The organism is Brevibacillus sp. GCM10020057, from assembly GCF_042683565.1.
Classification (GTDB): domain Bacteria; phylum Bacillota; class Bacilli; order Brevibacillales; family Brevibacillaceae; genus Brevibacillus.
Genome location: NZ_JBHUJW010000043.1, coordinates 364,389 through 377,310 on the forward strand (window position 1 = coordinate 364,389; position 12,922 = coordinate 377,310).

Annotated in this window: 16 protein-coding genes; all 16 read left to right on the forward strand. The window is 53.4% G+C overall.

Annotated features, from left to right (window positions below; genetic code table 11):
• The first annotated feature begins 2 nt into the window (after positions 1–2).
• The 16 genes from ACFSO0_RS15445 (at position 3) to rseP (ending at position 12,895) form a co-directional block, all read left to right on the forward strand.
• Complete coding sequence (locus tag ACFSO0_RS15445) at positions 3–629, forward strand: chemotaxis protein CheC (protein ID WP_376881706.1); 627 nt, start codon at positions 3–5, stop codon at positions 627–629.
• Complete coding sequence (locus ACFSO0_RS15450; RefSeq protein ID WP_376881708.1) at positions 616–1,101, forward strand: chemotaxis protein CheD; 486 nt, start codon at positions 616–618, stop codon at positions 1,099–1,101. The genes ACFSO0_RS15445 and ACFSO0_RS15450 overlap by 14 nt, the downstream gene beginning before the upstream one ends.
• Positions 1,102–1,103: 2 nt before the next feature.
• Entirely contained in the window at positions 1,104–1,484 is a 381-nt protein-coding gene (locus ACFSO0_RS15455) for a hypothetical protein (RefSeq protein ID WP_376881709.1), read from the forward strand.
• A gap of 17 nt (positions 1,485–1,501) precedes the next feature.
• Positions 1,502–2,290, forward strand: coding sequence for a FliA/WhiG family RNA polymerase sigma factor (locus ACFSO0_RS15460; protein ID WP_376881711.1), 789 nt, complete (start codon positions 1,502–1,504; stop codon positions 2,288–2,290).
• 23 nt (positions 2,291–2,313) lie between these two features.
• Complete coding sequence (locus ACFSO0_RS15465) at positions 2,314–3,729, forward strand: flagellar assembly protein A (RefSeq protein ID WP_376881713.1); 1,416 nt, start codon at positions 2,314–2,316, stop codon at positions 3,727–3,729.
• A gap of 43 nt (positions 3,730–3,772) precedes the next feature.
• Positions 3,773–4,105, forward strand: a complete 333-nt coding sequence (locus tag ACFSO0_RS15470) for a hypothetical protein (RefSeq protein ID WP_376881715.1) — start codon at positions 3,773–3,775, stop codon at positions 4,103–4,105.
• Positions 4,106–4,147: 42 nt separating this feature from the next.
• Complete coding sequence (locus ACFSO0_RS15475) at positions 4,148–4,657, forward strand: DUF6115 domain-containing protein (RefSeq protein ID WP_376881716.1); 510 nt, start codon at positions 4,148–4,150, stop codon at positions 4,655–4,657.
• Complete coding sequence (locus ACFSO0_RS15480) at positions 4,650–5,327, forward strand: DNA polymerase III subunit gamma/tau (RefSeq protein WP_376881718.1); 678 nt, start codon at positions 4,650–4,652, stop codon at positions 5,325–5,327. The genes ACFSO0_RS15475 and ACFSO0_RS15480 overlap by 8 nt, the downstream gene beginning before the upstream one ends.
• Before the next feature lie 192 nt (positions 5,328–5,519).
• On the forward strand, positions 5,520–6,227 hold the full coding sequence (gene rpsB / locus ACFSO0_RS15485; RefSeq protein WP_376881720.1) for a 30S ribosomal protein S2: 708 nt from the start codon (positions 5,520–5,522) through the stop codon (positions 6,225–6,227).
• 150 nt (positions 6,228–6,377) lie between these two features.
• Positions 6,378–7,265 carry a translation elongation factor Ts gene (gene tsf / locus ACFSO0_RS15490; RefSeq protein ID WP_376881722.1) on the forward strand — a complete coding sequence of 296 codons (888 nt, stop codon included), beginning with the start codon at positions 6,378–6,380 and terminating at the stop codon, positions 7,263–7,265.
• 210 nt (positions 7,266–7,475) lie between these two features.
• Complete coding sequence (gene pyrH / locus ACFSO0_RS15495; protein ID WP_376881724.1) at positions 7,476–8,198, forward strand: UMP kinase; 723 nt, start codon at positions 7,476–7,478, stop codon at positions 8,196–8,198.
• Between the two features lie 3 nt (positions 8,199–8,201).
• Entirely contained in the window at positions 8,202–8,759 is a 558-nt protein-coding gene (frr, locus tag ACFSO0_RS15500; RefSeq protein ID WP_376881726.1) for a ribosome recycling factor, read from the forward strand.
• A 67-nt stretch (positions 8,760–8,826) separates the two neighbouring features.
• Positions 8,827–9,597 (forward strand): undecaprenyl pyrophosphate synthase, encoded by a 771-nt coding sequence (locus ACFSO0_RS15505; protein ID WP_376881727.1) that lies wholly within the window; start codon positions 8,827–8,829, stop codon positions 9,595–9,597.
• A gap of 17 nt (positions 9,598–9,614) precedes the next feature.
• A complete protein-coding gene (locus ACFSO0_RS15510; RefSeq protein ID WP_376881728.1) occupies positions 9,615–10,400 on the forward strand; it encodes a phosphatidate cytidylyltransferase in 786 nt (261 codons plus the stop codon).
• A gap of 36 nt (positions 10,401–10,436) precedes the next feature.
• Positions 10,437–11,597 (forward strand): 1-deoxy-D-xylulose-5-phosphate reductoisomerase, encoded by a 1,161-nt coding sequence (locus tag ACFSO0_RS15515; protein ID WP_376881729.1) that lies wholly within the window; start codon positions 10,437–10,439, stop codon positions 11,595–11,597.
• A gap of 26 nt (positions 11,598–11,623) precedes the next feature.
• On the forward strand, positions 11,624–12,895 hold the full coding sequence (gene rseP / locus ACFSO0_RS15520; protein ID WP_376881731.1) for an RIP metalloprotease RseP: 1,272 nt from the start codon (positions 11,624–11,626) through the stop codon (positions 12,893–12,895).
• Positions 12,896–12,922 lie beyond the last annotated feature (27 nt).

The window sequence follows — 12,922 nt, forward strand, 5'->3', positions numbered from 1 at the left end:
CCATGGGCTATTTTACGAAGTTTGGAGATTTCCAGTTTGACGTTCTGCGTGAAATCGGAAACATCGGTGCGGGGCATGCAGCGACCGCCCTCTCTAAGCTCTTGAGCAAAGAAATCGATATGAAAGTGCCGCAGGTCAGCGTCATTCCTTTTGACCAAGTGGCAGACTGCGTGGGGGGAGCCGAAACCGTCGTCGTGACGGTTTTCCTCCGCGTCGAGGGCGACAGTCCCGGCAATATGTTTTTTATACTGGACATGGATTCTGCAAAGCATTTGCTTCAGCAGATCACGGGTATTGAGAAGGACGTGTTCGAGTGGGGCGAGTTCGAGATATCAGCCTTGCATGAGATCGGCAACATTTTGACGGGATCGTATCTTTCCTCCCTGGCGGATTTTACGAAGCTGAACATGCAGCCGTCCGTCCCCGCTCTTGCTGTGGACATGGCAGGGGCAATCCTTAGCTACGGGTTGATTGCTCTCGGCCAGGCAGGGGACGTTGCGCTGACGATTGACACTGCTTTCTTTGAGGGAAACGAACTGGTAAAAGGGAACTTCTTCTTGATTCCCGATCCTGACTCCCTCCCAATTCTATTTCGTTCACTAGGAGTTCCTTTCGATGGAGATTATTAAGATAGGTATGGCCGATCTCGGTGTGGCGAAGTCGCCGAGCCGACTGCGTACTACTGGCCTGGGTTCGTGCGTGGGTGTAGTGCTCTACGACAGTATCCACAAAATTGCCGGAATGGCGCATATTATGCTGCCAGATTCATCGCTGGCGAAAAATGGAGAGCTGACAGTAGCGAAGTATGCGGATACGGCAATTCCTGTTCTGATCAATCAGATGGAGCGTGCGGGAGCTTCTGCGCGGCATATGGTGGCGAAACTGGCTGGGGGGGCACAAATGTTTGCTTTTCTCGGCAACAACGATTCGATGCGGATTGGCCCGAGAAATGTGGAGGCGTGCAAGATCGCTTTGAAGGAAGCGCAGATCAAGATCGTGGCAGAAGATACAGGGGGTAACTGCGGTCGGACAATAGAGATGGATGCCACAAGCGGAATTCTGCAAATCCGGACAGTAAATCAAGGTGTGAAGGAAGTATAGGGATGATGGGAACCATTTGGATTCATGCTGGCGTAGGACTTGTGGCCTTTGTCGTCACACTGTTGGTGGCCTTGACGGGCAATGTCTGGCTCGTCGCCTTGGAGAGGGCGGGCATCGCATTTCTCGTGTTTTTCCTCGCTGCTTTTCCGGTCCGCTGGGTGCTTGCCAAGGTGACGCAGACTCCCGCGCTTCCTTCCGCAGGAGAAGGAGAAGCTGGAGCGGGTACTGGCGAAGCTCCTTCCACGAATGGGAGCGAGAAGCGGCAAGAGCGGGAGGATGAAGAAGGATTTTCTCCCTTCTCGCTTTCCCAGTTCGAGAAAATTCGCCCAATCGAAGATCCTACCACTGTGGCAGAGGTCGTCAGGCGCTTAACAGATGAGTAAAGGCTGGTGAGTAATTCGTGGCACGGCTAACCATACAGGAGAAAGCAAAAGAATTCGATAAATGGGTCATGTGGAAAATGGAGGGCAGTCGTGAGGCAGAGGTCGATCTGATTACACGATTTTTGCCGCTCGTGGACAAAGTAGCCAACCGCTTGGCCATCAACTTGCCAGCAAACGTAGACAAGGACGATTTGATCAGCTACGGCCGTTTCGGGCTGCTGGATGCTTTGGCCAAGTTCGATCACACACGCGGATTGCAATTCGAGACATACGCCATGTGGCGCATTCGCGGTGCCATGATTGACGGTTTGCGAGAAAACGACTGGATTCCCCGTACGGTTCGCGACAAGGCCAAAAAAATCGAAGAAGCGTATACAACCTTGGAACAGCAAATGCTGCGAATGCCCACCGATCACGAGGTAGCGGACTATTTGGGGATAACGGAAAAGGAACTGCAGCAAGTGTTTTTTGAGACGTCTCTGGCGTCCATGGTTTCTATTGACGAAGCCGTCGGCGAGGAAGAGGAACAAAAGACCGCGCGGCATTCGTACATCGTTGACGAGCTGACACCTCGTCCGGAGAACGTCGCTGAACGCTCCAGTCTGAAAGAAGTGCTCGTCACGGTTATCGACAAGCTCCCTGAAAAAGAAAGGAACGTCGTCTCCCTGTTCTACTTTGAAGAGATGACGCTGTCTGAGATCGCAGAGATTATGAGCCTCTCGCCTTCACGAATCTCCCAGCTTCATTCCAAGGCCCTGTTCCGACTTCGTTCTGCGTTGTCACGATGGAAGTCGCAATTAATATAGACAGTTGAAGGGGGTTAGAAGGCATGGAAGAGACCGAGAAGTATCGGCTGGAGATTATCACATCACCGGACAAGCTGGAAGCATGGCTCCTCCTTCACGTAGAGGAAGAGGATCTCGAAAACCTTCTGATTTCGGAAGACGACATTTACAAGCAGCTTCATTCGCAGAAGGTTACTTTTGGCATTCTGAACCATGTGGTGCGGGATATTTGCGCGGTTCCGCGAAAGTATGTGAACACAAGGATTACCATTGCTCGCGGCGTGGCTCCTGTCCAGGGTGCGGACGCTGCATTTGAATACCCGTATCTGGAAAAGGTCGAAGGGGAAAGCGGCCCGAAAGAGTTGGACGACGGCCGGGTCGATTACTACAATTTGACGACGATTCCGAATGTGGTCAAGGGGCAATTGCTGGCGCGCAAAATTCCCGCAAGCCAAGGAGAGCCAGGCACAGCAGTTACCGGAGAGACCATCGCGCCCAAAGCCGGTAAAGACCGGAACTTGAAGCCAGGGAAAAACGTGGTGCAGAATCAGGAAAGAACCATGATTTACGCAGCCATAGATGGGCAGGTTTCGTTCACGGACAACGACAAGCTCAATGTCTTTCCCGTCTTTGAAGTGAACGGGGATGTGGACTTTGGCGTTGGCAACATCGATTTCGTGGGAACGGTGGTCATTCGCGGCAACGTGTTAAATGGTTTTCGGGTAAGCGCTTCTGGCGACATTCGTGTTTTGGGCAGTGTCGAGGGGGCAGAACTGCACGCAGGGGGCTCCATTGAGATCAAGAGCGGCATCGTCGCGCAAGACAAAGGCTCAATCGTAGCCGGGCAAGACATTCGGACTTCCTTTATTCAAAATGGCAATGTGACGGCAGGCAACCAGGTGATTGTCTCCCAGAGCATCATGTTCTCAACGGTCCGGGCAGGCAAACAGATCAGCTGCATGGGTCCCAAAGGAATTATTATCGGAGGCGTCTTGCAGGCGGGAGAAAAGATTACCGCGCGCGTTTTCGGGAATACGAGCGCCACGCCGACCGTGCTGGAAGTAGGCGTCAAGCCGGAACTGCGCCAGGAGCTCGGGCAAATCCAGAAAGAACTGCAACTGGTTTACGAAAATTTGCGCAAAACGGACCAAGGCCTGAACGTGATCAACCAGATTGTTCAGACCAGCGGCGAGTTGCCGCCAGATAAGCGCATGCTGCAGATTAAGCTGACGAACACAAGGCTCGTGCTGGAAAAAGAGTGCAAGACACTGGAGGCGCGCAAAAAAGAAGTGGAAGCCGAATTGAAAGGCGAAGTGCCAGCAACTATTGATGCGTACCAGATCATGTATCCGGGGATCAAGATGACGTTTGGCAAGCTCGTTCACTTTATCAAGCACGAACACGCAAGAACACGTTTTATCGTGCTCGATGGCGAGATCAGCACAACGGCACTCATTTGATGGAGAGGACGGGCTTCAGCTCGTACAGAGGAGATGAGGACAGATGAGCCTCAAAAACGTGGAATTGCAGGTCGCATTGCCCCGCACGCTCGAAGTGAGCCGCATCCAGGATCAGCAACAGCATCGCAGCGTCCATGAGCAGCTATCGCTGATGGATGAGCGCACTCTCCACGATCAGCAGATGCGGCAGCGTCCGATGGATATCGAGCAGACGGACAAAAACAAACTCCGCGAGCGGGAACAGAAGCATGGCAGAGAGAAGCGGGAAGCGCAGGCCGCTACCCCCGCTGGGGAGCACGCCGAAGAAGGGAAGAAAAGTGTGCCGGTCGAGATGAAGGACCCGTTTCGCGGCAGGTTCATTGATCTTTCCTTGTAGGCAGGATCTACGCAGTACAAGCCAGAAGCAAAGGTGGCAAACATGGACGTAGTATATCTCATCTTGATCGGAGTCGGAGTTGTCAGTATGGCAGCAGCCCTCATCATGAAAGGGAAGCCGACTGGTGACCCCGATTCCTTGTTACTGACCTACCGCACCGCAGATAAGGCGGAAACAGACAAGAAGCTGCAGCAGCTCGGCAACCAGATCAGGCAGGAGAAAAACTGGCTGCAAGCACAGTTGCAGGAGCAGTCCGCAGAGCTGCACCAGGAACTCCGCAGCCTGCGTGAGCGAGTCGAGCAGCTGGAGGCGAGTGACAGAAGAGGACGAGAGACGCCCTTGGCAGATGGGGCTATTGCAGCTCCCGGCGGGCAAGAACCGCAGGATGTGGACATGCTGGCTTTGCGGGAAAGGTATCGCAGGGTCTTTGAACTGCAGAGGGAAGGCTTGAGCGCGGAGGAGATTGCGAAGCGACTGGGGGCTGGCAGAGGCGAGATCGATCTGATCTTTTCCTTGGCAAGGAAGAAAGAAAGAGGGATGGCCGATGCGTAGACGAGAGCTGCTATTCGGGTTTGGAGCCGGTCTGATCGTAGCAGCCGGGATTGCGGGCTGGCATCAGGGGCAGCAAGCGCCGGCTGCTGCGGCTGCTCTTACCTCGGAACAAATCAAGCAAGCGGCAGAGGAGCTGCAGATGGTTGTGTTGAGCAAGGACGAGTACGACCAGTGGCAGCAGGAGAAAAAAGTAAATGTAAAGCCAGCGCCGAATGCCCCGAAAGCACCTGCCGCACCGCAGACGGGCAATACCGGGCAGCCTCAAAGCCCGTCCGCCGCACAGCCGACAGCACCGACCGCTCCTGCAGAGCAAAAGCAGGCTGGCGCGACTCAGCCTGCGGTCCAGCAGCAGGGAGAAGTGCTTACGCCCACCGTTCAGCAGCCAGTGGATGCAGCCTCGCCTGTTCAGGTAAAGCAGCCTGCCACCCCGCCAGTCGAACCCGCCCAGCCTAAGCGGCAGGTGACGTTTTCCATTCCCTACAAAGCAACGGCGGAGGGGGTAGCAAAGCAGTTGGCAGCCGAAGGGATTCTTCCGGCTGACAACAAGCTTGTCGAGGAGCTGCGCAGTCAGGGCAAACTGAACCGGATTCGCGTGGGAACCTACCAGATTACTACGCCTGCGAGCGTCGCAGACATCGTCAAGCTCATCACGACTCCGCCCCAGCAATGAGGCGGATTTTTTTGCGAAAATAATGGAATGTGTTTGTTGCAATTGAAAGTGCCATATGATATATTCATTAACGGTGTTGAAATCGCACGCCCACCAATCCCGGCAACGGTGCTGCCTGTGGCAGTCTTGCTTGGGACATGCGGTGCGGCGGAGGTAGGCATCAAAAAAACCACTTTTAAGGAGGTGTGAAATATGGCAGTAATTTCGATGAAACAACTGCTCGAGGCTGGTGTTCACTTCGGTCACCAAACTCGTCGTTGGAACCCGAAAATGGCTCGCTATATCTTCACCGAACGTAACGGAATCTACATTATCGACCTGCAAAAAACCGTGAAAAAAGTAGAGGAAGCGTACAACTTCGTACGTGAACTCGCTCAAAACGGCGGCAAAGTGCTCTTCGTTGGTACGAAGAAACAAGCACAAGAATCCGTAAAAGAAGAAGCTGAACGTACAGGTCACTACTACATCAACCAACGCTGGTTGGGTGGTACCCTGACGAACTTCACGACCATCAAAAAACGTACCGCTCGCCTCGCTGAGCTGAAACGCATGGAAGAAGATGGCACGTTTGAAGTATTGCCGAAGAAAGAAGTAATCGTTCTTCGCAAAGAAATGGAACGCCTGGAGAAATTCCTCGGCGGTATCGCTCACATGGACCAACTGCCGGACGCTCTGTTCGTTATCGACCCACGCAAAGAGCGCATCGCTGTTGCAGAAGCTCGCAAACTGGGTATCCCAATCGTCGCAATCGTAGATACTAACTGCGATCCAGACGAGATCGACTACGTGATCCCTGGTAACGACGACGCTATTCGCGCCGTAAAACTGCTGACTGCAAAAATGGCAGATGCCCTGCAAGAAGGCAACCAAGGCGAAGAGCAAGCCACAACAACTGCGTAAGCAAGTGTTAAGAGGGTGGACTGAGGGTGTCAGAACCCCGTCCATCCTTTTTTATACGGACAGGATTTCCTGTCCCGCATTGGCGGAACTGAACATCATGGTTTCACACCGTATACGTAAAGAACGTAACTTTCCAAGGAGGTTTACTCAATGGCAATTAGTGCACAAACCGTGAAAGAACTGCGTGAACGTACAGGCGCAGGTATGATGGATTGCAAACGCGCGCTGGAAGAAACTGGCGGCGACATGGAAAAAGCGATTGACCTGCTGCGCGAACGCGGAATCGCAAAAGCAGCGAAAAAATCCGGCCGTATCGCAGCAGAAGGTCTGACTGCTACTGCAATCGCTGGAAACGTAGCTGCTGTTGTTGAAGTGAACTGCGAAACCGACTTCGTTGCGAAAAACCCTGAGTTCCAAACGCTTGTGAAAGACATCGCTGAACACGTTGTTTCCCAACGTCCTGCAACTGTAGAAGAAGCGCTGGAGCAACCTTTCAAAGGCGCTGGCGAGACTCTGGGACATGTCATCAACGAAAAAATTGCCACCATCGGCGAAAACATCACCCTGCGTCGTTTCTTCGTTTCCGAGAAATCCGACAACGGCGTTTTCGGTGCTTACCTGCACATGGGCGGCCGCATCGGCGTTCTGGTGACGCTGGAAGGCACACAAAACGAAGCGCTGGCCAAAGACCTTGGCATGCACGCTGCAGCAGCGAATCCGCGCTTTGCAAACCGTGAAGAAGTATCCCAAAGCGAAATCGACCGCGAGCGCGAAGTTCTGAAAAACCAAGCGCTGGCTGAAGGCAAACCGGCAAACATCGTAGAAAAAATGGTGGAAGGCCGCCTGGGTAAATTCTTTGAAGAGTACGTGCTGGTTGAACAGCCGTTCGTCAAAGACCCAGACAAAAAAGTATCTGCTCTGCTGAAAGAAGCAGGCGCTACCTTGAAAGAATTCGCTCGTTTCCAAGTGGGCGAAGGCATCGAGAAAAAGCAAGAAGACTTTGCAGCTGAAGTAATGGCGCAAGTGAATAAACAATAATCAGGATATAGGGAACACCTCCGTGTTCCCTATTTTCAAAGCGAGAGTTTCACTACATGTGAAACTCTCCTGCACGTAAACAGCCATGTGCGGCATGCCGCACATGCAACGGAGGCGCCGGGAGGGAGCTTGTGGATCGCCCAAGTTTCCCAATCGGGAGGAAAGCCGACAACGCATAGAGAATGATTCATGAATGGAGGCCGTTTTCACATGCCACTTCCTGCCTATAAACGGGTTGTGTTAAAGTTGAGTGGGGAAGCATTGGCGGGAGACCTTGGGTACGGAATCGACCCGAAAGTCATCTTTTCCATCGCTAACCAGATCAAGGAAATCGTAGAATTGGGAGTACAAGTCGCAGTAGTCGTCGGAGGAGGTAATATCTGGCGCGGACTTTCCGGCAGTTCCAAAGGAATGGATCGGGCGACCGCCGATTACATGGGCATGCTGGCCACGATCATGAACTCACTCGCCTTGCAGGATGGGCTGGAGCAGGTAAACGTTCCGACACGCGTACAAACATCCATCGAGATGAGACAGGTGGCGGAACCATACATACGCCGACGTGCGATACGCCATTTGGAAAAAATGCGTGTCGTCATCTTTGCTGCAGGCACGGGCAACCCTTATTTCTCTACGGATACAACGGCAGCTTTGCGCGCAGCCGAAATTGAAGCTGAAGTGATCCTGATGGCGAAGAACAAAGTAGACGGCGTGTACTCTGCAGACCCGAGCCTGGACCCGACTGCGGAAAAATACGACCGCCTGACGTTCCTCGAAGTCCTGAACAAGGGACTTGGCGTCATGGACTCCACAGCATCAAGCCTGTGCATGGATAACAATATTCCACTGATCGTCTTTAACATTTCCGAAGAAGGCAATATTCGCCGGGCAGTGATGGGCGATAAGATCGGTACTCTTGTAAAGGGGGAATAACGAATGGCACAAAACGTGATCAAAGACATGGAAGATCGCATGAGCAAAGCGATTGCAAACCTGAAAAGAGACTTGTCCACTTTGCGCGCTGGTCGGGCAAACCCTGCAATGCTGGACCGCGTCATGGTTGATTACTACGGCACACCGACGCCGATCAGCCAATTGGCAAACATCAGCGTTCCTGAACCGCGCATGTTGACCATTCAGCCATGGGATAAAACGGCTCTGAAAGAAATTGACCGCGCTCTGCAACAATCCGATCTGGGTATCACTCCGAGCAACGACGGCGTGATCATCCGTTTGGTCATCCCGCCGCTCACCGAAGAGCGCCGCAAAGAGTTGGTGAAACTGGCAGGCAAAAGCGGCGAAGAAGCAAAAGTCGCGATTCGCAACATTCGCCGCGATGCCAACGACGAGATCAAGAAGCTGGAAAAAGCAGCGACAATCTCCGAAGACGAATCCCGTCGCCATCAGGAGACGGTTCAAAAGACAACAGACAAGTTTATTGCTGAAGTCGACAAAATCGTGAAGGATAAAGAGAAGGACATCCTGGAAGTGTAATGCAAGGGAATCCCCCTCATTTTGAGGGGGATGTACGTCTATATCTCTCATTACGGGGGAACACTTTATGTTAGAACATCTGGCGCGCAAATGGACCCGCAAGGAAAAGCAAAACGTCCAGGAGGAATTCGACTCATCCGGCAAGATTCCGCAGCATGTGGCGATCATCATGGACGGAAACGGAAGATGGGCCAACCAGCGCAATTTACCCCGGGTCGCCGGGCATCGAGCAGGCATGAAAACGGTGAAGGAAGTTGTAAAGGCCGCTGACGAAATGGGCGTGCGGTACATGACGATGTACGCCTTTTCTACCGAAAACTGGAAGCGCCCTCGGGATGAAGTGGATTTTCTCATGAAGCTTCCGCAGGAGTTCTTGTCGACAGAATTGGATGAATTAATTGAACGAAATGTGAGAATTCGCATGTTGGGAAGCAAGGGCGAATTGCCTTCCCACACCTTGAAAGCCTTGCGGGAAGCGGAAGAAAAAACGCGCGACAATCACGGGTTGCAGCTCAACTTTGCGCTCAACTACGGAGGACGCGACGAACTCGTCAAGGCGTTTGCGATGATTGCTGAGCAAGTGAAAGCGGGGACACTCGACCCGAAACAATTGGATGAAGAAGTCATATCCCGTTACCTGTATACAAGCGAAATTCCCGACCCTGACCTCTTGATTCGCACTAGTGGAGAGATTCGTTTGAGCAACTTCATGCTATGGCAATTGGCGTACACCGAAATGTGGTTTACGGATGTGCTTTGGCCAGATTTTACCCGTGAACACTTTTATCAAGCGATTGTGGAGTACCAAGGCCGAGCTCGTCGTTACGGGGCGGTATAGCCGAGAGGTGGAATCTGTTGAAGCAACGAATAATAACGGGTCTGATTGGTGGGGCGGCTTTTCTGTTTTTGATTTACGCTGGGGGAGCCTGGTACTCACTTTTGGTGTTTTTACTGGCCGTCATTGGCCATTTTGAATTTATGAGGATGGCGGGTCTGAAGCCGTGGAGCGTGGCGGGATTGCTCGGGTACGTATTGCTGGCGGGCATTCTTTGGCCGTCGCTGTCTTTCGCCAGCTTGCTTGCCATCCGTACGCCGGATCTGATGCTGGCGGTCCTTTTGCTTTTATTGATTTACTCCGTTTTGCGGAAAAATCAGTTTCATATTGAACACATCGCCCTGACAATTGTGGGGGCGTTATACATAGGCTTCGGTTTTACGTATATGGCTGCTACCCGCAATCTGCCGGACGGATTGATGCTGACGGTACTGGTCATTCTCGGCATCTGGTCGACGGATTCCGGTGCTTATTTCGTCGGCAAGGCCATTGGCAGGCACAAGCTGTGGCCACAGATCAGCCCGAACAAAACGATCGAGGGCTCTTTGGGAGGACTGTTTGCTTCGATTGTGGTCGTGCTGGCTGTGAATGCGTGGCTGGGCAGCCTGAGTGTGGGACAAGCGCTGATCCTTGCAGTGGTTGCCGGATTGATCGGCCAACTGGGAGATTTGGTGGAATCCGGCCTAAAGCGTCACTTCGGCGTGAAAGATTCCGGACAACTGATTCCCGGGCACGGAGGAGTGTTGGACCGGTTCGACAGTTTTCTGCTTGTTTTTCCGGTATTGCATCTGCTAGGAATCGTCTAAGAGCTGGCGCATAAAGAATAATAGAGGGTGAAATCAGTGAAGCAAATAGCACTCTTGGGGTCCACGGGCTCGATCGGAACGAGTACGCTGGATGTAGTCGCCCAGCATCCCGAGGACTTCGCCGTTGTCGCGATGGCTGCAGGCACGAATGTGGACTTGCTGGCAGAGCAGGTGATCAAGTTCCGACCCGAGCTAGTCTCTGTCGCGCACGCGCAGACTGCCTCTGCCCTGCAAGAGCGACTGGGAGGCAGGGCAAAGCCGCAGATCGTCTACGGAGCGGACGGACTGGCGCAGGTCGCGCGTCATGAGCAGGCAGACTTCGTCATGACGGCCATCGTCGGCAGCGTAGGGGTGGAGCCCACGCTCGCTGCGATCGAAGCGGGCAAGACGATCGGGCTGGCCAACAAGGAGACGCTGGTGAGCGCAGGCCCTGTCGTCATGAAGGCGGCCCGGGAAAAAGGAGTGCCGATCATTCCCGTAGACAGCGAGCATTCTGCCGTTTTCCAATGTCTGCAGGGCGAGCGCAGCGAAGATGTTTCCCGTCTCATTCTGACCGCTTCCGGAGGGGCATTTCGCCATATGGGCAGGGAAGAACTTGCGGATGTGTCCGTCGAGCAGGCACTGGCCCATCCGAACTGGAGCATGGGGGCAAAGATCACCATCGACTCCGCTACCATGATGAACAAAGGGTTTGAGGTGATCGAGGCACACTGGCTGTTTGATTTGCCGTATGAGCGAATCGATTGCGTGCTTCACTATGAAAGCATCATTCACTCCATGGTAGAATACAGGGACAGGGCCGTCATGGCGCAGCTGGGTACGCCGGACATGCGCGTTCCGATCCAGTACGCCCTCAGCTATCCGGGCAGGATGGAGCTGGATACGGCACCGCTTGATCTCGTAAAGCTGGGCACGCTTCACTTTGCTGCCATGGATTTTGAACGCTATCCTCTGTTACAATTGGCATACGAGTGCGGAAAAGCAGGCGGCACTCATCCTGCAGTCCTGAACGCAGCCAATGAGGTAGCCGTCGCTGCGTTTTTACAAGGGGCCATCCGTTTTCTCGAGATTGAAACGATCGTCAGAAAGACATGCGAAGCTCACCAAGGTGTAGGCAACCCGTCGCTTGCGGATATTTTTGAGGCCGATCAATGGGCCCGCTCGCATGCGCAGGAGATGTATACGGTCGGGCTTTAGATACCGAATGAAAGGTGGCTGTTCACTTGCCTTTTCCCAATTTGGATTCCGTTGAATCGATTCTCGCGATTGTGGTCGTGTTTGGGGTACTCGTATTCGTGCATGAACTGGGACACTTCCTGCTGGCGAAAAAAGCGGGAATACTTTGCCGCGAATTTGCACTTGGCATGGGGCCCAAAATTTTTCGCGTGAAGCGGGGAGAAACGGAATACACGCTTCGCCTGTTGCCGATCGGGGGACTCGTCCGTATGGCGGGGGAAGACCCGGAGATGGATATGCTGAGGCCGCACATGGAAGTTAGTGTGGAACGGGATGCGGTGGGAAAGGTGACACATATCCTTTTGGATGGGCCAAACAGCGGCTCGCCACGAGCTATTTCCGGTACGGTAACTCATTTTGATCTGGAGCAAGCGCTGAACCTGACGCTTGAAATCGGAGGCGAGCAGCGCACGTTTTCCGTTCATCCGCAGGCTCAGTTGGTAAAAGATGGACAAGAAGTACAGATTGCACCGCTGAACAGGCAGTTCAAGGGCAAAAAGGTGTCGCAGCGGTTCTGGGCGATTTTCGCGGGTCCTGCTGCCAACTTTATTTTGGCCTTTCTGCTGTTCGTATCGATCGGATTTATCTACGGCGTGCCCAAAGACAGTCCGTATCTCGGAGACGTGAGGGCAGGTGGTCCAGCTGCACAGGCCGGGCTTCAGACGGGTGACAAGATCATCGCGATCCAGGGCAAGCCTGTCGATACGTGGAAGGAAATTGTCGAGATCGTCAGCCAGTCTCCTGGCAAGGAATTGACGTTTGAGTACGAGCGTGCCGGACAACGCCATAAAGTGCAGGTGAAGGTCGGGGCAGACGAAAACAACGTCGGCAAGATCATGGTGACCAATTCGCTGTCGTATGCCCCGGGAGAAGCCTTGAAGTACGGCGCTGCGTCTACCTACGAGTTCACCATGATGATCCTGAAAAGCCTGGGGATGCTCTTTACCGGCTCGGTCGGGATCAACGATCTGAGCGGACCGGTGGGGATTTTCAAGATGACGGGGGAGTTCGCCCAGCAAGGGATGGCGATTCTCATAAAGTGGGCGGCAGTGCTAAGCATCAACCTGGGGCTGTTCAATTTGCTCCCGCTGCCCGCGCTCGATGGCGGCAGACTGGCATTCCTGGCGGTGGAGGCTCTTCGCGGACGTCCAGTTGACCCGCACAAGGAAGGGATGGTTCACTTCCTTGGATTTGCCTTCCTGATGCTTTTGATACTGGTCGTGACGTGGAATGACCTGCAACGGTTTTTCTTTCAATAACGTACCAACAGATTAGAAAGATTACAG

Bases quoted from the DNA above. Each gene is read 5' to 3' on its own strand.
- ACFSO0_RS15445 (WP_376881706.1), top strand. From the start codon at position 3: ATGGGCTATTTTACGAAGTTTGGAGATTTCCAGTTTGACGTTCTGCGT.
- ACFSO0_RS15450 (WP_376881708.1), top strand. From the start codon at position 616: ATGGAGATTATTAAGATAGGTATGGCCGATCTCGGTGTGGCGAAGTCG.
- ACFSO0_RS15455 (WP_376881709.1), top strand. From the start codon at position 1,104: ATGATGGGAACCATTTGGATTCATGCTGGCGTAGGACTTGTGGCCTTT.
- ACFSO0_RS15465 (WP_376881713.1), top strand. From the start codon at position 2,314: ATGGAAGAGACCGAGAAGTATCGGCTGGAGATTATCACATCACCGGAC.
- ACFSO0_RS15470 (WP_376881715.1), top strand. From the start codon at position 3,773: ATGAGCCTCAAAAACGTGGAATTGCAGGTCGCATTGCCCCGCACGCTC.
- ACFSO0_RS15475 (WP_376881716.1), top strand. From the start codon at position 4,148: ATGGACGTAGTATATCTCATCTTGATCGGAGTCGGAGTTGTCAGTATG.
- ACFSO0_RS15480 (WP_376881718.1), top strand. From the start codon at position 4,650: ATGCGTAGACGAGAGCTGCTATTCGGGTTTGGAGCCGGTCTGATCGTA.
- rpsB (WP_376881720.1), top strand. From the start codon at position 5,520: ATGGCAGTAATTTCGATGAAACAACTGCTCGAGGCTGGTGTTCACTTC.
- tsf (WP_376881722.1), top strand. From the start codon at position 6,378: ATGGCAATTAGTGCACAAACCGTGAAAGAACTGCGTGAACGTACAGGC.
- pyrH (WP_376881724.1), top strand. From the start codon at position 7,476: ATGCCACTTCCTGCCTATAAACGGGTTGTGTTAAAGTTGAGTGGGGAA.
- frr (WP_376881726.1), top strand. From the start codon at position 8,202: ATGGCACAAAACGTGATCAAAGACATGGAAGATCGCATGAGCAAAGCG.
- ACFSO0_RS15505 (WP_376881727.1), top strand. From the start codon at position 8,827: ATGTTAGAACATCTGGCGCGCAAATGGACCCGCAAGGAAAAGCAAAAC.